At 67.5% G+C, this 16,615-nt stretch carries 18 protein-coding genes; 12 read left to right on the top strand and 6 right to left on the bottom strand.

From position 1 onward, the window contains the following. The first annotated feature begins 8 nt into the window (after positions 1 to 8). The 5 genes from JQX13_RS23805 to JQX13_RS23785 all read left to right on the top strand — a co-directional run bounded on the left by JQX13_RS23805 (position 9) and on the right by JQX13_RS23785 (position 4,102). Positions 9 to 242 carry a hypothetical protein gene (locus tag JQX13_RS23805; RefSeq protein ID WP_203411215.1) on the top strand — a complete coding sequence of 78 codons (234 nt, stop codon included), beginning with the start codon at positions 9 to 11 and terminating at the stop codon, positions 240 to 242. A gap of 94 nt (positions 243 to 336) precedes the next feature. Continuing rightward, on the top strand, positions 337 to 1,965 hold the full coding sequence (locus JQX13_RS23800) for a CTP synthase (RefSeq protein ID WP_203411214.1): 1,629 nt from the start codon (positions 337 to 339) through the stop codon (positions 1,963 to 1,965). Continuing rightward, on the top strand, positions 1,962 to 2,792 hold the full coding sequence (gene kdsA, locus JQX13_RS23795; protein ID WP_203411213.1) for a 3-deoxy-8-phosphooctulonate synthase: 831 nt from the start codon (positions 1,962 to 1,964) through the stop codon (positions 2,790 to 2,792). Before JQX13_RS23800 ends, kdsA begins: the two co-directional genes overlap by 4 nt. Positions 2,793 to 2,848: 56 nt before the next feature. Beyond that, complete coding sequence (locus tag JQX13_RS23790) at positions 2,849 to 3,427, top strand: KdsC family phosphatase (RefSeq protein ID WP_203411212.1); 579 nt, start codon at positions 2,849 to 2,851, stop codon at positions 3,425 to 3,427. Positions 3,428 to 3,508: 81 nt separating this feature from the next. Beyond that, complete coding sequence (locus JQX13_RS23785; protein ID WP_108076405.1) at positions 3,509 to 4,102, top strand: response regulator; 594 nt, start codon at positions 3,509 to 3,511, stop codon at positions 4,100 to 4,102. Positions 4,103 to 4,261: 159 nt separating this feature from the next. Here JQX13_RS23785 and JQX13_RS23780 read toward each other — a convergent pair whose 3' ends face one another. The 3 genes from JQX13_RS23780 to JQX13_RS23770 form a co-directional block, all read right to left on the bottom strand. After that, a complete protein-coding gene (locus tag JQX13_RS23780) occupies positions 4,262 to 4,711 on the bottom strand; it encodes an Hsp20/alpha crystallin family protein (protein ID WP_203411211.1) in 450 nt (149 codons plus the stop codon). Between the two features lie 157 nt (positions 4,712 to 4,868). After that, the gene (locus JQX13_RS23775; protein WP_203411210.1) at positions 4,869 to 5,063 is read right to left on the bottom strand and encodes a CPXCG motif-containing cysteine-rich protein; all 195 of its coding nucleotides are present in this window, start codon (positions 5,061 to 5,063) and stop codon (positions 4,869 to 4,871) included. After that, positions 5,063 to 5,422 (bottom strand): DUF309 domain-containing protein, encoded by a 360-nt coding sequence (locus JQX13_RS23770; RefSeq protein WP_203411209.1) that lies wholly within the window; start codon positions 5,420 to 5,422, stop codon positions 5,063 to 5,065. The genes JQX13_RS23775 and JQX13_RS23770 overlap by 1 nt, the downstream gene beginning before the upstream one ends. A gap of 41 nt (positions 5,423 to 5,463) precedes the next feature. Between JQX13_RS23770 and JQX13_RS23765 the strand changes: the two genes are divergently transcribed. Next, the gene (locus JQX13_RS23765; RefSeq protein ID WP_203411208.1) at positions 5,464 to 6,315 is read left to right on the top strand and encodes a general secretion pathway protein GspE; all 852 of its coding nucleotides are present in this window, start codon (positions 5,464 to 5,466) and stop codon (positions 6,313 to 6,315) included. A 6-nt stretch (positions 6,316 to 6,321) separates the two neighbouring features. Here JQX13_RS23765 and serB read toward each other — a convergent pair whose 3' ends face one another. From serB to JQX13_RS23750, 3 genes are read right to left on the bottom strand one after another with little or no spacing between them, the layout of a single operon-like run. Beyond that, on the bottom strand, positions 6,322 to 7,524 hold the full coding sequence (serB, locus tag JQX13_RS23760; RefSeq protein WP_239015089.1) for a phosphoserine phosphatase SerB: 1,203 nt from the start codon (positions 7,522 to 7,524) through the stop codon (positions 6,322 to 6,324). Position 7,525: 1 nt separating this feature from the next. After that, positions 7,526 to 9,055 carry a serine/threonine-protein kinase gene (locus JQX13_RS23755; RefSeq protein WP_203411206.1) on the bottom strand — a complete coding sequence of 510 codons (1,530 nt, stop codon included), beginning with the start codon at positions 9,053 to 9,055 and terminating at the stop codon, positions 7,526 to 7,528. Between the two features lie 57 nt (positions 9,056 to 9,112). Further along, positions 9,113 to 9,874: a TIGR02266 family protein gene (locus JQX13_RS23750; RefSeq protein ID WP_203411205.1), complete on the bottom strand. Its 762-nt coding sequence runs from the start codon at positions 9,872 to 9,874 to the stop codon at positions 9,113 to 9,115. Positions 9,875 to 9,977: 103 nt separating this feature from the next. On the opposite strand from JQX13_RS23750, the gene nuoE reads away from it, so the two are divergent. The 6 genes from nuoE to JQX13_RS23720 are packed head-to-tail and all read left to right on the top strand — an operon-like array spanning position 9,978 to position 16,600. Then, entirely contained in the window at positions 9,978 to 10,466 is a 489-nt protein-coding gene (gene nuoE, locus JQX13_RS23745) for a complex I 24 kDa subunit family protein (RefSeq protein WP_203411204.1), read from the top strand. 26 nt (positions 10,467 to 10,492) lie between these two features. Continuing rightward, on the top strand, positions 10,493 to 11,827 hold the full coding sequence (gene nuoF, locus JQX13_RS23740; RefSeq protein ID WP_203411203.1) for an NADH-quinone oxidoreductase subunit NuoF: 1,335 nt from the start codon (positions 10,493 to 10,495) through the stop codon (positions 11,825 to 11,827). After that, complete coding sequence (locus JQX13_RS23735; protein WP_203411202.1) at positions 11,824 to 12,336, top strand: NADH-quinone oxidoreductase subunit J; 513 nt, start codon at positions 11,824 to 11,826, stop codon at positions 12,334 to 12,336. The genes nuoF and JQX13_RS23735 overlap by 4 nt, the downstream gene beginning before the upstream one ends. Before the next feature lie 4 nt (positions 12,337 to 12,340). After that, positions 12,341 to 12,643: an NADH-quinone oxidoreductase subunit NuoK gene (gene nuoK / locus JQX13_RS23730; protein ID WP_203411201.1), complete on the top strand. Its 303-nt coding sequence runs from the start codon at positions 12,341 to 12,343 to the stop codon at positions 12,641 to 12,643. Positions 12,644 to 12,683: 40 nt separating this feature from the next. After that, positions 12,684 to 14,918 carry an NADH-quinone oxidoreductase subunit L gene (gene nuoL / locus JQX13_RS23725; RefSeq protein WP_203411200.1) on the top strand — a complete coding sequence of 745 codons (2,235 nt, stop codon included), beginning with the start codon at positions 12,684 to 12,686 and terminating at the stop codon, positions 14,916 to 14,918. Further along, positions 14,915 to 16,600, top strand: coding sequence for a complex I subunit 4 family protein (locus tag JQX13_RS23720; RefSeq protein ID WP_203411199.1), 1,686 nt, complete (start codon positions 14,915 to 14,917; stop codon positions 16,598 to 16,600). The genes nuoL and JQX13_RS23720 overlap by 4 nt, the downstream gene beginning before the upstream one ends. Positions 16,601 to 16,615 lie beyond the last annotated feature (15 nt).

Genomic DNA, 16,615 nt, shown 5'->3' with positions numbered 1-16,615 from the left:
CCCTGACCTTGTCCATCACACCCTGTCCGAGCCCTCTGCCCTCCGCTCTGCGTGACGAGTCGGCGGTGGAAGGCCAGCGAAACCTGTTCTGCTTCAACTATGACGCCTGCCTGCACCTCGCGGTGAAACGGGGCTGGGAGGGCTGGAGCTGCCGGCACTGCCCGCTGCGCGACCATCGTGAGAGCGAACCCCGGGCCCGGGACTACGCCGAGTCCCGTCCAAGGACCCAGGGGCACGACTGACTTGCGTCCCTTGCTGGACTTCCGGGACCAGGCGGGCATCCGCGCCGTCTGACAGAATCATTGACGCACCCGGGGTCTCTTGGCAGGAAGGGTCATGCGCTCCAAGAAGACCAAGTTCATCTTCGTGACCGGCGGAGTCGTGAGCTCGCTGGGCAAGGGGCTCGCCTCTGCCTCCATTGGCGCCCTGCTCGAGAATCGCGGGCTCGACATCACGCTGCTCAAGCTCGACCCCTACATCAACATCGATCCGGGGACGATGAGCCCGTTCCAGCATGGAGAGGTCTTCGTCACCGATGACGGTGGTGAGACCGACATGGACCTGGGCCATTACGAGCGCTTCACCAACGCGCGGATGTCCCGGCTCAACAACTTCACCTCCGGCCGCATCTACCACTCCGTCATCCAGAAGGAGCGCCGGGGCGAGTACCTGGGCAAGACCGTCCAGGTGATTCCGCACATCACCGATGAGATCAAGTCCTGCATCCGCCAGGCGGCGCAGGGCATGGACGCGGTCATCGTCGAGGTGGGCGGCACCGTGGGTGACATCGAGTCGCTGCCCTTCCTCGAGGCCATCCGCCAGATGCGCTACGACGTGGGCAGCGGCAACGCGGTCTACATGCACCTGACGCTGCTGCCCTATATCGGCGCGGCCGGCGAGGTGAAGACCAAGCCCACGCAGCACTCGGTGATGAAGCTGCGGGAGATCGGCATCCAGCCGGACTTCCTCATCTGCCGCACGGACCGGGAGATCAGCCGCGAGCTCAAGGACAAGATCGCCATGTTCTGCAACGTGGACAACGGCAACGTGTTCACCTCGCCGGACGTGAGGAGCATCTACGAGCTGCCGCTGGAGCTGCACCGCCAGGGCATCGACGAGCGGCTGGCCGAGACGCTCAACATCTGGACGCGCGCCGCCCGGCTGGACCGCTGGGAGGACATCCTCCGCAAGGTGTACTCGCCGGGCCGGGGCGAGGTGAAGGTGGGCATCGTCGGCAAGTACGTGGACCTCACGGAGAGCTACAAGAGCCTCAACGAGGCCCTGCTCCACGGCGGCATCGCCAACAACGTGAAGGTGGACCTGCAGTTCGTGGACTCGCAGGACGTGGAGGAGAAGGGCCCCGAGGCGATGCTCTCCGGGGTGGACGCCATCCTGGTGCCCGGCGGCTTCGGGGTGCGCGGCACCGAGGGCAAGATTGCCGCGGTGCGCTACGCCCGGGAGAAGCGGGTGCCCTTCTTCGGCATCTGCCTGGGTCTGCAGATGGCGGTGGTGGAGTTCAGCCGCAACGTGCTGGGCCTGGCCAACGCCAACTCGCTGGAGTTCAACGAGCACACCCCCCACCCGGTGGTGACGCTCATGGAGAGCCAGGTGAAGGTGCTGGACAAGGGTGGTACCATGCGCCTGGGCAGCTACGCCTGCGCGCTCAAGCCGGGCACGCAGGCGCACAGGCTGTATGGGGAGGACGTCATCCACGAGCGGCACCGCCACCGGTACGAGGTGAACAACGCCTACCGCGGCAGGCTACAGGAGGCGGGCCTGGTCGTGTCCGGCCACAATCCCGAGCTCAACCTCGTGGAGATGATCGAACTGCCGGATCACCCCTACTTCGTGGGTTGTCAGTTCCACCCGGAGTTCAAGAGCAAGCCCTTCGCGCCCCATCCGCTCTTCTCCGGCTTCATCGGCGCGGCCCTCGCGCAGCGTGACGCGGAGAGGACGCAGGCATGAGCCAGACCATCGAGCTGTGCGGCCACAAGGTGGGCCCGGGCCAGAAGCTCTTCGTCATCGCCGGCCCGGACAGCATCGAGTCCGAGGAGATGGCGCTGCGGCACGCGAAGCTCCTCAAGGAGATGACGTCGCGGCTGGGCGTGCCGTATGCCTTCAAGTGCTCCTACGACAAGGCCAACCGCACCAGCGGCAAGTCCTTCCGGGGGCCCGGCCTGAAGGAGGGCCTGCGCATCCTCGCCCGCGTCAAGCGCGAGGTGGGCGTGCCCATCCTCACGGACGTCCACGAGACGAGCCACGTGGGCCCCGCCGCCGAGGTGGTGGACATCATCCAGATTCCCGCCTTCCTGTGCCGCCAGACGGACCTGGTGGAGGCGGTGGCGCGCACCGGCAAGGGCGTCAACCTCAAGAAGGGCCAGTTCGTCGCGCCCAAGGACATCGTCCACTCGGCGCGCAAGGCCGTGGAGACGGGCAACCCCAACGTGCTCGTCACCGAGCGCGGCGCCACCTTCGGCTACAACAACCTGGTGGTGGACATGCGCGGCTTCCTGCAGATGCGCGAGGCCGGGCTCGTCGTGTGCTTCGACGCCACCCACTCCGTGCAGCTGCCCTCGGCCGGCAACGGCGAGACGGCGGGTGAGCGCAAATTCGTCTCCCTGCTGGCCCGGTCCGCCGCCGCCGCCGGAATAGACGCGCTTTTCACGGAAGTGCATGAAGACCCGGATCGTGCCCTGTGCGACGGTCCGTGCTCGCTCAATCCCCAGATGTTCGAGGACGTGCTACGTCAGGTGCTCGCCATCCGGCGGGCGCTGGGACATGAGCCGGCGTAGGAGTCGCGGTACGCAGTGAGGAGAAGTCGTGGGGAGGGAGTACAAGGGGACGCGACATGACGGAGCTGCCGCCCAAACCGAGCAGGGACGAGCTGACGGAGCGCGCGGCACGCGTCCGTCTGCTCGTCTTCGACGTGGACGGAGTGCTCACGGACGGTGGCCTGTACTACGGTGACGGCGGCGAGCTGATGAAACGCTTCGACGTCAAGGACGGCCACGGTCTGGTGATGGCGAGGATGGCGGGGTTGAGCACCTCCATCCTCACCGCGCGCACGTCCTCCATCGTGGAGGTGCGTGGGCTCGAGCTGGGAGTCACCGCCGTCCTCCAGGGTCGCAAGAACAAGGCCGCGGGTTTCCGTGAACTGTTGGCCCAGTTCGAGGTCTCTCCCGAGGAATGCGCGTACATGGGAGACGACGTCAACGACCTGGCCCCCTTGAGCATGGCGGGCCTGTCGGCCTGCCCCGCGGATGCCGCCCCCGAAGTACGTCAGGAAGTGCATTACGTGGCGCGGAGCCGGGGTGGACACGGCGCCGCACGCGAGCTGGTCGAGCTGTGCTTGAAGGCATCGGGACGGTGGGAGGCCACCGTTCAACACATGAGGGACCCTGATGCCCTACAAGCTGTCAAGTTGTGAAATCGAAGAATTTTCGCTTCCCGCTTAGGTGTCTTATCCTATGAAGGCCGGAAGCCAGCAGTGCAGAGTGAGGGGAGTTCGATGACGGATCAGCTCTACACGACCCACGACATCAGCCGGTTGCTCCAGGTGGACCCGTCCACGGTGAGCAAGTGGATCGACCGCGGCATCCTCATGGCGTTCCGGACGCCGGGTGGCCACCGGCGCGTGCGCTCGGCGGATCTCCGCACGTTCCTCATCACCCACCAGATGCCGGTGCCCGAGGAGCTGGGCAGCAGCACCGTGCGGCTGCTGGTGGTGGATGACGAGCGGCAGGTGCTCGATGCCATCAAGCGTGCCTTCAAGCCCTACGCGAATCAGGTGGAGCTGCAGACGACCACCAGCGGCGTCGAGGCGCTGCTGCTGGTGAGCGAGCAGAAGCCGCACGGCATGCTCATCGACCTGAACATGCCGGACATCGACGGTATCGAGGTGTGCCGCCGCATCCGCGCCCGCAAGCAGATGGAGGGCGTGCGGCTCATCACCATGACGTCCGCCCACTCGCCCGAGGTGGTGGAGAGTTCGAAGCAGGCGGGCGCCGTGGCGTGCCTGCCCAAGCCGCTGGACGTGCAGCAGGTGCTCGACCTCTTCCGCGTGCCGCTGGCCCTCGGGGCCAACACCGCCGTCAAGCGCTAGGGCGCCTGAACGACGAAGGCGGCGAAGCGTCTCCAGGGGGCCTGGTTCCGGGGCTCCCATGTGATGGCGCACCGCCGCGCGTGTATCCACGAAGCCCGAAGTGGAAGGGACGCGCCCCCTCTCAGGAGCCCGTCCCCGCCGGGCACTCCGCGCACCGCACTAGCCGTTGTTGACCTTCACCTCGACCACGCGAGGCCGGGCCTCCTCACGCCTCGGCAGCGTCAGGGTGAGCACGCCGTTCTCGTAGCGGGCCTCCACCCTGGACGTGTCCACCGTGCGCGGCAGCACGAAGGAGCGCGTGTACACACCGAAGCTGCGCTCCAGGCGCCGCGCGCCGTCCTTGTCCGGGCGCTCCACCTTGCGCTCCGACTTGAGGGTGAGGGTGTCGTTCTCCACCTTCACCTCGATGGCCTTCGGATCATGTCCCGGCAGGTCCACCTGCAGGGTAATGCCCTCGGCCGTCTCGTAGATATCCGCCGGAGGGACGAGCTCGCGCGCACCGCCCTGGCGCACGGACAGCTCACGGAAGAGCTGGTCGAACTCCTTGAAGGGCCCCAGCGCCACGGCACCATTGCTCATCTCGATGAACGGATTCCAACGGGTCAGCATGGACGTCTCCTTCTCGCGTCGCACTCCTCGCGGAGCAGCGGCGCGTTGGTTGTCTTGAAAGTGATGGGTTGTCTGTCCACGCCGTGCCCTCGCTCGGGGCCCGGCGTCTCTCACAGCCTCAAGAGAACCATGCTTTGGAACGTGTCAAGGCGACGGCTCAGTCGTCCTCGCGCCCCAGGTGGACGAAGACGTCCTCCTCCTCGCGGGAGACGTGCACCACCCACGGCCGGCAGCACACCGGGCAGTCTTCCACGTACGTCTCCGAGGAAGGTCCTCCGGGGTCCACCGTCACCTCCACCTGCTCGCCGCAGTAGGGACACAGGAGCAGAAGCCCATCGGCGAAGGGCTGCATCAGCGCTCTCCTTCCTGCCGGGCCACCAGCCGGGCGAGCAGGGGCCGGGTGCTGTCTCCGCCCTCGCGCCAGCGCGCCACACGGGGGCGCAGGCCCTCCACGTCCACGCCTTCACAGGTGGGGGGGAGGGACTCGAGCCGCTCGAGGGCGCGGGAGAAGAGCGTCCACGCGCCAAGGACATTGCCCGCGTCCCGCTTCAGCCAGCCCGCCGCCACGAGGATGAGACCCTGTAGCAGCAGCCGGCGAGGGCCGCTCTCGCGCCGCCAGGCCTCTTCCCAGACCTCGTGGGCCTCGTAGAACGAGCCGGCGTCGAAGAGCGCCACCCCTTCTTCCAGGCAGGTATCGAATCCGCGCGGCATCGAACGCGACTCCGGGCTCCTTCCTCCGTAGACTGGCGATCATGGCCGCACCTCGCAACCGTATCGGAGAGATTCTCGTCAAGGCCCGCGTCATCGACGAGATGCAGCTGCGCAGCGCCCTGGCCCAGCACGATCAGTGGGGCGGACGCCTGTCACGCATCATCAGCGACATGGGCCTCGCCGCGGAGGACACCATCACCGAGGCCATTGCCCGGGGCCTGGGCGTGCAGCGCGTCCAGCTGGGCACCGCCAAGGACGCTGGCGCCCTCGCGAAGCTGGACGTCGGCTTCGCCGAGCAGAAGAGCATCTTCCCCGTGTCCCTGCGCGACAACGGCAAGACGCTCGTGCTCGCCATGGCGGACCCCACGGACCTGCAGACCATCGACCAGGTGGCCGCGCGCAGCCGTACGCGCGTCATCCCCGTGGTGGCCGGTGACCGGGAGATCCAGAACGCCATCCTGCGCCACTACCGCAACCAGGATCCGGTCTCACACAGCTCCCACGCGGCCACGAGCGGGGGGAGCGGCGGCGCGGGTGACGAGGACGAGTTCAAGATCGTCGACATGAGTGGCAAGACGGTGAGGAAGTCCATCGCCGACATCGCCCCGAACATGGCGAGGGAGGACGCCGCCCGGAAGGCGGGGCCCGCCACCACCCCCGCGCCCGTGCCGCGCTCCGGCGGTGGAGCGAGCGCCGCGGACCTGCTCGATGAGATCCTCAGCGCCGCGCCCTCCCCGGCCGAGGTGTTCTCTCCCGAGGAGATGCAGCGGCTGCAGGCGGTGCAGATCAACCAGGAGAAGAGCTCCAAGATCCTGCGTGCCCTGCTCGAGCTGCTGCTGGAGAAGCGCACCATCCAGCAGCGGGAGCTGGCGGCGCGCATGCGTCCCTCCTGAGCCGCCCTACCCCAACACCTCCTGGACCTCGCGCCGCGTGAGTCCCAGGAGGTAGAGGATGGTGTCCAGGCCGCCGGCGGAGATGGAGGTATCGGCCGCCTGGCGCAGCTTGGGCTTGGCGCGGAAGGCGATGCCCAGACCCGCGCGCTCCAGCATCAACAGGTCATTCGCGCCGTCACCCACGGCGATGACCTGGTCCAGGAGGATGCCCTCCGCCTGGGCGATGCTCTCCAGCAGCTCCGCCTTGCGGCGCGCGTTGACGATGGGCCCCAGCGTGCGGCCGGTGAGCTTGCCGTCCACCTCCTCCAACACGTTGGAGTGGGCGTAGTCGATGCCCAGCCGGTTCTTGAGCGCCTCGGCGGCCACGGAGAAGCCGCCGCTGAGGATGGCGGTGCGGTAGCCCAGCCGCTTGAGCACGCGGATGAGCGTCTCCGCGCCCTCGGTGAGCGGGAGGTTGGCGGCGATGCCGTGCAGCACCTTCGCGTCCAGCCCCTCGAGCAGGGCCACGCGCTGGCGCAGGGACTCGTCGTAGTCCATCTCCCCGTGCATGGCGCGCTCGGTGATGCGCGACACCTTGTCGCCCACACCATAGGCCCGCGCCAGCTCGTCGATGACCTCGATGCGGATGAGCGTGGAGTCCATGTCCATCACCACCAACCGCTTGCTCCGCCGGTAGATGCTCTCGAGCTGCAGCGCCACGTCGAAGGCGTTGGAGGACATGGCCAGCTCCAGCAGCGAGCGCTTGAGCTCCTCCGCGTCCCGCTCCGGCGGCAGGGCGATGTGGACCTCGATGGAACCGAGCTCCGCCTCGGACAGGCGGTTGATGCGCTCGATGTTGGCCGCGTGCCGGGCCAGACGCTCGGCCACGGCGTGCAGCTCGCGCGCGCCCAGGGAGCGGCCCACCACGGTGACGACATGGCGGCTGGGAGCCCGGGCGGCCGGGAGCTTCGGCGAGGCCACGGGCTGGAAGTCCAGCGACACGCCCAGCTCGCGAGCCGCGAAGAGCAGCTCCTTGAGCACACCGCGCGTCTCGGGCAGGCGCACCAGGAGACAGAGGGTGAGCTGCCCCTGCACCACCACCTGCTCGATGTCGAGCAGCGCCGCGCCCATCTCGGCGAGGATGCCGGTGAGGCGGGCGGTGATGCCGGGCTGGTCCCTTCCGGTGACGGTAACGAGGATGGAGTCCTGGGGATTCGGGCTGTCGCTCACGCTACTGGGGCTCCGAGGAGAGGATGAGGTCTCCCTTGGCGAGGAACTGCGCATCGGTGAAGGACTTGTAGAAGTCCTCCAGCATCGCGTCGATATCCGGGTAGCGCTGCTCCACGCGGTCGTGGGTCATCTTGTCGAAGATGGCGTCCAGGCCGGCGGGGGCCTCGGGGTTGACCTCGGAGGGCAGCGGCGAGCGGCGGCCCGGAATCTGTCCGGTGAGCATCTCGTAGAGGAGGATGCCCAGCCCGTAGACGTCGGAGGCGGGGCCGGCGTCCTTCGCGCGCTGCGGCTGGATGAGCTCGGGGGCCAGGTACACCATGCCGCTGGCGCCCACGAAGACCTGGGGCAGGCCCTTGGAGGCATCCTGCTCCACCACGCGGCCGAGGCCGAAGTCCCCCAACTTCGCGTTGCCGTAGATGTCGAAGAGGATGTTCTCCGGCTTGAGGTTGTGGTGGGTGAGGCCCACGGCGTGCGCGGCGCGCAGCGCATAGGCGACCTGCAGGAAGCAGCGCATGGCCACGGGCACGGGCACGCCCTGTCCCCCGCCTTCCTCCAACCTGCCCTTGAGGCTGCCGTGCAGCAGCTCGAGCACGTAGTAGGGCCGGGCCGTCTCGGTGTTCTGGTCCAGCACCTGGATGATGCCCGGGTGGCGCACCTGGGCCTGGGCGCACAGCTCCCTCTTCAGGCGCTTGAGCACCTCGCCACGTTGGAGGAAGGAGAAGTAGCCGAAGATGTCCTTCAGCTCCTTGATGCAGATGTCCAGCCCGAGCGCGTTGAGCCGCCCCTTGTACGCCGTTCCCAGCGGCCCGGACCCGAGGGCCTCGAGCTTCTGGTAGCGCTGGTCCAACAGCTCCCCGGACCTCGAGGGCTCCGCGAGCTTCGAGGAGGTGGTGACCGGCGGCGACACGGACGCGGAGACGGGGGCGGGCATCGGAGTGGGAGGTGCCATGGGGGCGACGGGGGGCACGGGCGCAGCGGGTGGCACGGGCGCCGCGGGTGGCAGGGGGATGGCCTCGTTGCGCACGCTCGCCACCGGGGGAGGCATGGACACCGGCGTCGGCGCGGGAGGCGGCACCTCGAACGGCGCGGACACGCGGGGGCGCGGCAGGGCGGGAGGCTCCGCGTGCCGAACCACCTCCGCCTCATCGAGCAGGATGTCCGGCGGGGGGGGAGGCATCGTGGGGTCGGCCTCCTCCTCACCGCCCTGGACGACGGGCGCGTCTCCGGCGAGCTGCTCGGCGAAGAACTCGTCCACCTCCATGGCGAACTTCTCCTGCAGCTCGCCGTCCACCATCCGCTCGCCCAGCTCGGTGAGGCGCAGCTGCGCTTCCCGGTGGTCCAGCGCGATGTAGAGGTACTTGCGGAGGAAGAGGTAGTAGCTGTCGAACTCCAGCGAGACGGACGGCTCGAGCGCGGCCTTCACATCGGCCAACTTGTTCGAGCGTCCCAGGCGGCTGTTCTCCCTCAGGGTCTGGAGGATGAACAGCGCCTCGCCGCAGACGGTATCGCGGTGGGTGGAGGACTTGGACATGAGCGCCGGACTCTACGCGTCCCAGCGCCCTGCCTCAAATCAACCCCGGGCCGCCTGTCAGGGAATGTGAAGCAGCTGCTTCACCGTCTCCAGCACTTCCTGGAAGCGCACGGGCTTGCGCAGGTAGATGTCCACGCCCAGCTGCATGGCCCGCTCGCGCGCCTCGGGACCGCCCGCGGAGATGGCCACCACCGGAATGGACTTGAGCGACTCCTCGGCGCGGATGCGTTCGATCAGCGCGAAGCCGTCCATCACCGGCATGTACAGGTCCGTCATCACCAGGCTGAAGCGGCCCCGCTTCTCCTGCAGCTGCTGCAGCGCATGGTGGCCATCCGGGGAGAAGTGCACTTCGAGCGGCACCTTGCCCGCCAGCTCGCCGCTCGCCAGCTTCTTGAGCACGTAGCTGTACATCTCGACGATGTGCGGGTTGTCCTCGACGATGAGGACACGGTAGCCCTCGGCGGGGGGAGTCGTCTGGTCCGACGCGCGGGTCTGTCCTGCCGAGCTCAAGATTTCACCCAATCGCTGCCGGTCCTGATCGCGAACCACCCGGATGCCGACACCACCCGGCGCCTCGGCCGACGCTGGCCGTACCCAGGCCACCGTCCCCACGACTTGTACCGGATTCAGGAGCCCCGGGAAAGAAAGTGCCAGGCCCACTTCCTCTCCGGGCGTGAAGGCACGGTCGGTCTGCACGAAGATCCCCCCCTTGGAGAGGTTCTCCGTGACCTCCGTCATCCGGGCCTGATCCGGGAACTGCACTCGCAGCACGAGCGGCACTCGGGGACCGTCTCGCTTGTCGTCTGATCCCCGATTCATAACAAGGGGTTGAAATCGCTCGGCATTTCGCTGATGGAGCGCAGTGTAGCGCCGTGGGTTTATGTTGACAACGTAGCCTTTCGGGCCTTACGAAGCCCCCGCCATGGCGGAGCCCCTGTTCACCCCCGAAGAGCAGAAGAAGTTCGACGCGGAGATCGCGGAAATCCTCTCGCACTACCCCGCGGATCGGAAGAGCGCCGCGATGCTCCCCGCGCTGCGGCTGATGCAGGACCTGAAAGGCTGGCTGCCCCCCGAGGGGCTCAAGCTGGTCGCCAGCCGGTTGGGCGTCACTCCCGAGCGCGCCTACGAGGTGGCGAGCTTCTACGTGATGTACCACCTCAAGAAGCCCGGGAAGTACACCGTCGACGTCTGCACCAACCTCTCCTGTGCCCTCTGGGGCGCGGAGAAGATGCTCGCCTACCTGGAGCAGAAGCTCGGGTTGAAGGCCGGTGAAGCCAACGAGCGCTTCTTCCTGCGCGAGACCGAGTGCCTGGCCTCTTGCGGCACCGCGCCGTGCCTGCAAATCAACGAGGAGCACCACGAGAGCCTGACGAAGGCCAAGGTCGACGCGATCTTCGACAAGCTCCCCTGAACTCCTGCATCAAGGAACCTGATTTCATGGCCACAACGGCATTTGAACCGCTCATCTCGAGCGCCTGGGGAAAGCCCAACTCCTGGACGCTCGATGAGTACCGGAAGCGCGGCGGCTACAAGGGTCTGGAGAAGGCCCTGGAGCTGACGCCGGCGCAGATCATCGACGAGGTGAAGAAGTCCAACCTCCGCGGGCGCGGAGGCGCGGGCTTCCCCACCGGTCTCAAGTGGAGCTTCGTCCCCAAGGACAGCCCCAAGCCGAAGTACCTGGCGGTCAACGGCGACGAGTCCGAGCCGGGCACCTTCAAGGACCGCTACATCCTCGAGAACGACCCGCACATGATGCTGGAGGGCATCGCCATCGCGTCCTACGCGCTCGGCGTGCACACCTGCTACGTGTACCTGCGCGGCGAGTTCAAGTTCCAGGCGGAGCGCGCCAACGCGGCCATCCGAGAGGCCTACGCCGCGGGCATCTTCGGCAAGAAGGTGCTGGGCAAGGACTACCAGCTGGACTGCTACGTGGTGCGCGGCGCGGGCGCCTACATCTGCGGCGAGGAGACGGCGCTGCTGGAGAGCCTCGAGGGCAAGAAGGGCTGGCCCCGCCTCAAGCCGCCGTTCCCCGCGGTGGTGGGCCTGTTCGGCTGCCCCACGGTGGTGAACAACGTGGAGACGCTCGCCAGCGTGCCCCACGTCTTCACCCGCGGCGCGAGCTGGTACGCCGGGCTGGGCACCGACAAGTCGGGTGGAACCCGCCTGGTGTGTCTCTCCGGCACGGTGAACCGGCCGGGCGTCTACGAGGTGTCGCTGGAGACGACCTTCAACCAGCTCATCTTCGACGACAAGTACGGCCGGGGCCTGCCCGCGGGCCGCAAGGTGAAGGCCGTGATTCCGGGTGGCTCGTCGGCGCCCATCCTGAGCCCGGACGAGCTGGACATCGCCATGGAGTTCGAGGCCGTCAAGGTGAAGCAGACCATGGCGGGCTCCGGCGGCGTCATCGTGATGGATGACACCACCTGCATGGTGCGCAGCCTCTGGCGCGTGGCGCGCTTCTACGCCGAGGAGTCGTGCGGCCAGTGCACGCCGTGCCGCGAGGGCACCCCGTGGCAGACGCGCCTCCTGCGGAAGATCGAAGAGGGCCGTGGCGAGCCGGGGGACGTGGAGATCCTGAGCAACGTGGCGTCCTCCATCGCGCCCTATCCGCCCATCGGCCTGGGCAACACCATCTGCGCGCTGGGCGATGCCGCGGCGCTGCCGACCCATTCCTTCCTCATGCGCTTCCGCGACGAGTTCGAGGCGCACATCCGCGAGCACCGCTGCCCGTTCGGCGACAAGCCCTGGGGCGCGTTCGGAGACTGGTCGTGAACATCGAGCTGGTTCTCTTCGGAGCCTTCGCGCTCCTGACGCTGCTGTCGGCCGGTCTGGTCATCTTCGCCAGGAGCCCCATCAGCTCCGCCATGTCGCTGGTGGCCACGTTCTTCTTCCTGGCCGGCATCTACGTGCTGCTGTGGGCCCACACCGTGGCGGTGCTGCAGGTGCTGGTCTACGCGGGCGCCATCATGGTGCTCTTCCTCTTCGTCATCATGCTGCTCAATCTGGGCGAGACGTCCTCGTCCGGGCCGCGGATGACGATCTCGCGCATCGCCGGTGGGGCCGCCGCGGCGGGCCTGCTGGTGGTGCTGGTGATGGCCATCTGGCGGATGCCGACCACCGGGACGTTCACGGGAGCGCAGGCCGTGCAGTCGGGCTTCGGCACGCTGGCGGTCATCGGACAGACCATCTACACCAAGTGGCTGCTGCCCTTCGAGGCGGTGAGCCTGCTGCTACTGGTCGGCATGGTGGGCGCGGTCGTGGTGGCCAAGTCGAGGATCTGAGCACATGGTTCCCATCTCCTACTATCTGATCCTCGCCGCCGCCCTGTTCTGCATGGGCATGTTCGGCGTCCTGGTCCGCCGCAACGCGCTGGTCGTCTTCATGTGCGTGGAGCTGATGCTCAACGCGGCGAACCTGACGTTCCTCGCCTTCGCCAAGGCGAGCGGCGATGTGTCTGGCCACGTGTCCGCCTTCTTCGTGATCGCGGTGGCCGCGGCCGAGGCGTCCATCGGCCTCGCCATCGTCATCGCCGTGTTCCGCAGCCGGGGCACCATCAACATCGAAGAAATCCGGACGATGAAGCACTGACGCTCCGGCCTCCCCTTCCGCCAAGAGAGCCCCCCTTCCCATGGATGCCCTCAAGCAATACTTCATGACCGCGCCGGTGGACCCCGCCATCTTCGCGCAGTCGTTGTGGCTCATCATCGCGCTGCCCCTGTTGGGGGCCTTCGTGTGCGGCGTGTTCGGCAAGATGCTGGGCCGCGGCAACGTCAACCTCATCGCGTGCGCGACGGTGGCCGGCTCGTTCGTGCTGTCGGTGGTGGCCTTCTGGTGCGTCAACCACGCGCCTCCGGGCACCACCCCCGTGGCGATGGAGAGCGCCTTCTCCACCAGCGCCATCCGCTACGCCATCGGCTACGACTACGGGACGTGGTTCTCCGCCGGGACCTTCCGGGTGAACTTCGGCCTGATGGTGGACCACCTGTCGGGGACGCTGCTGCTGGTCATCACCGGCGTGGGCTTCCTCATCCACCTGTACTCCACCAGCTACATGGAGCACGACGAGAGCTACTGGCGGTACTTCGCGTACCTCAACCTCTTCGTCGCCGCGATGCTCACGCTGGTGATGGCCGACAACCTCGTCCTGCTCTTCGTGGGCTGGGAGGGCGTCGGTATGGCCAGCTACCTGCTCATCGGCTTCTGGTACTCGGACACGGCCAAGGCGTGGGCCGGCCGCAAGGCCTTCGTCACCAACCGCATCGGTGACTTCGCGTTCCTCATCGCCTCCTTCCTCATCGTGCTGCTGGTGGGTGCGTTCAACAGCCAGGCGAACACGGGCAACTTCGCCGCGGCGGCCGGCAACGCGGAGACCGCCCAGGTGCGCTACCGCGAGGGCCTGCAGATGAAGGGTCCCCTGGCCTTCCAGGGCCTGGAGGTCATGGCCAACGCGCTGCCCTCGGCGGAGGGGACGCAGGCGGCGGTCAGCCTGGCGACACCCATCAAGGAGGGTCCGCTCGAGGGCCGTACCTTCGGCGGCGTGCTGACGGTGGCGCTGCTGCTGTTCCTGCTGGGCGCGGCGGGCAAGAGCGCCCAGTTCCCGCTGTACGTGTGGCTGCCGGACGCCATGGCCGGCCCGACGCCGGTCTCCGCCCTCATCCACGCGGCGACGATGGTGACCGCGGGTGTCTACCTCTTCAGCCGCATGAGCTACCTGCTGGTGATGAGCCCCACGGCGATGATCACCGTGGCCATCATCGGTGCGATCACCTCGCTGCTCGCGGCGCTCATCGCCTTCGCGCAGGACGACATCAAGAAGGTGCTCGCCTACTCCACGGTGTCCCAGCTGGGCATCATGTTCATGGGCGTGGGCGTGGGCGTGTTCTGGGCGGCGGTGCTGCACCTGGTCACCCACGCCTTCTTCAAGGCCTGCCTCTTCCTCGGCGCCGGTAGCGTGATGCACGGCAACGCGGACGAGACGGACATCAAGAAGCTGGGCGGCCTGCGCCACGAGATGAAGTGGACGTGGGGCACCTTCCTGGTGTCCACGCTGGCCATCACCGGTATCGTCCCGCTCTCCGGCTTCTTCTCCAAGGACGCCATCTTCCACGGCGTGCACGCCAACTACCTGCACGGCTACGAGACGGCCACCCACGTGCTCTACTACGTGGGCCTGGTCATCGCGGCGTGCACGGCCTTCTACATGTCGCGCGTGTACCTGCTCACCTTCGAGGGCAAGCGCTCGCCCGAGGCCAAGATTCCCCACGCGCACGAGAGCGTCTGGCAGATGACGCTGCCGCTGGTCGTCCTGGCGGTGCTCAGCGTGGTGGCGCTGGTGTACGCGCTGCCGCTGATGCCGGGCCGCAATGGCATGCAGCCGGTGATGGAGAACTTCCTGGGCCCGGTGTTCGCCAGCGCCGAGCGCATCGCCGCGCGCGGCGGGCTGGTGAAGCTGGACCACACCCTGCCCACGCTCGGCAGCTACCTGGTGGCATGGGTGGTGGCGGTGTCCGGCGGTGCGGCGGCGGCCTTCATGTACATGAAGTTCTTCCCCTCGCGGGTGGGCCAGCCGGCTCCGGCCTTCGCCCGCTCGGTGCGTCGCTTCACGCAGAACAAGTTCTACGTGGATGAGGCCTACGAGTTCCTGGTCATCCGGCCGGTGAAGAACGTGAGCGCCATCCTCTTCAAGCTGGTGGACAGCCTCCTCATCGACACGGTGGCGGTGCGTGGCACGGCGTGGGTCACGACCCGCCTGGGCAGCGCCCTGCGCTACGTGCAGACGGGAGACGCACAGGCCTATGCCGCGGTGATGGCGCTGGCCCTGCTCGGCGGCGCGGTGTACGCGCTCATCCAGGTGCTGCAATGAGCTTCTTCGAAACCCATCTGCTCAACCTCGTCGTCTACCTGCCGCTGCTGTTCGCGGCGCTCATCTGCCTGCTGCCCTCCGGAGAGCGCGGGCAGATCCGCACCATCACGTTCATCGGCATGCTGGTGGACCTGGTGTTCGGTGTGTGGGCCTACCTGCGCTTCCAGCCGGGCGGCGCCGAGTTCCAGCTCGAGTACCGCACCCGGTGGCTGGAGCAGCTCGGGGTCAGCTACCACATCGGCGTGGATGGCCTGGCCATCAGCCTCATCCTGCTGACCGTCTTCCTGGGGCCCCTGGTGGTGATGGCCTCGCAGACGTACATCACCGAGCGCGTGAAGGAGTTCCACCTCGCGCTGCTCGTGCTGCAGACGGTGATGCTGGGGGCGCTGGTGTCCCTGGACGTGCTGCTCTTCTACATCTTCTGGGAGGCGATGCTCATCCCCATGTACCTGCTGGTGGGCGTGTGGGGCGCCGAGGATCGCCAGATGGCGGCGGTGAAGTTCTTCCTCTACACGCTGGTGGGCTCGCTGCTGATGCTGGTGGCGATCGTCGCGCTCTACTTCATCAGCAGCACGCCGGGGAACCGCTCCTTCGACTACGCCACCATCTACAACAGCCTGCTGGCCGCCAACCGGGAGATCTCCACCTGCATGGGTGACGGGGACTGCTCGCGGCTCACGGGCATGGCCAGCATCCTGTACCGTTGGGGTCCGTGGATGTTCGCCGCCTTCGCCCTGGCCTTCGCCATCAAGGTGCCGATGTGGCCGGTGCACACGTGGTTGCCGGACGCCCACGTCCAGGCGCCCGTGGCGGGCTCGATGATCCTCGCCGGCGTCATGCTGAAGATGGGTACCTTCGGCTTCTGGCGCTTCGCCATCCCGTTCTTCCCGGCGGCCGCGCAGCAGGCCCGGCCCTTCCTGGCCGTGCTGGCGGTGATTGGCATCGTCTACGGCGCGCTCATGTGCCTGGCGCAGCGGGACATCAAGAAGCTCATCGCCTACTCCTCGGTGAGCCACCTGGGTTACTGCATGCTGGGCATGCTCGCCTTCACCGGAGAGGGCGCCACCGGTAGCGCCTACCAGATGCTCAACCACGGCGTGTCCACGGGCGCGCTGTTCCTCCTGTTCGGCTTCCTGTACGAGCGGCGCCACACCCGCCTGATGTCGGACTACGGCGGCATCGCCAAGGTGCTGCCGGTGTTCACGACGGCCTTCCTCATCATCACCTTCTCGTCCGTGGCGGTGCCGGGTACCAACGGCTTCGTGGGTGAGTTCCTGGTGCTGCTGGGTACCTTCAAGAGCAGCCTGGGCCTGGGCTTCGGCGTGTTCGCGGCCCTGGGCGTCATCCTCGGCGCGGCCTACATGCTGTGGATGGTGCAGAAGGTGTTCTTCGGCCCGCTCACCCACCGTGAGAACCAGCACCTGTCGGACCTGAACCTGCGCGAGTTCGCCACGGTGCTGCCCTTCCTCGTCCTGGTGGTGGTGATGGGCCTGATGCCCCAGCCCTTCCTGGACCGAATCAACCCGTCCACCGAGCGTTTCGTCAGCCGCGCCAGCCTCGGCATCCCCCACAGCCGGGTGCAGCCGAGCGACGTGCGGATCACGGTGATGGACCTGCCCCCCTCGGGCATGGCCGCCGCCCCCAACGCCCTGCCGGCGGGTCCCCTCGCCGACCGGCGCTAGTCGAGAGCCTCCAAC

Source organism: Archangium violaceum, from assembly GCF_016859125.1.
GTDB classification, from domain to species: Bacteria; Myxococcota; Myxococcia; order Myxococcales; family Myxococcaceae; genus Archangium; species Archangium violaceum_A.
Note: the sequence above shows the minus strand (reverse complement) of the source record. Positions and strands in the feature narration are given on the sequence as shown.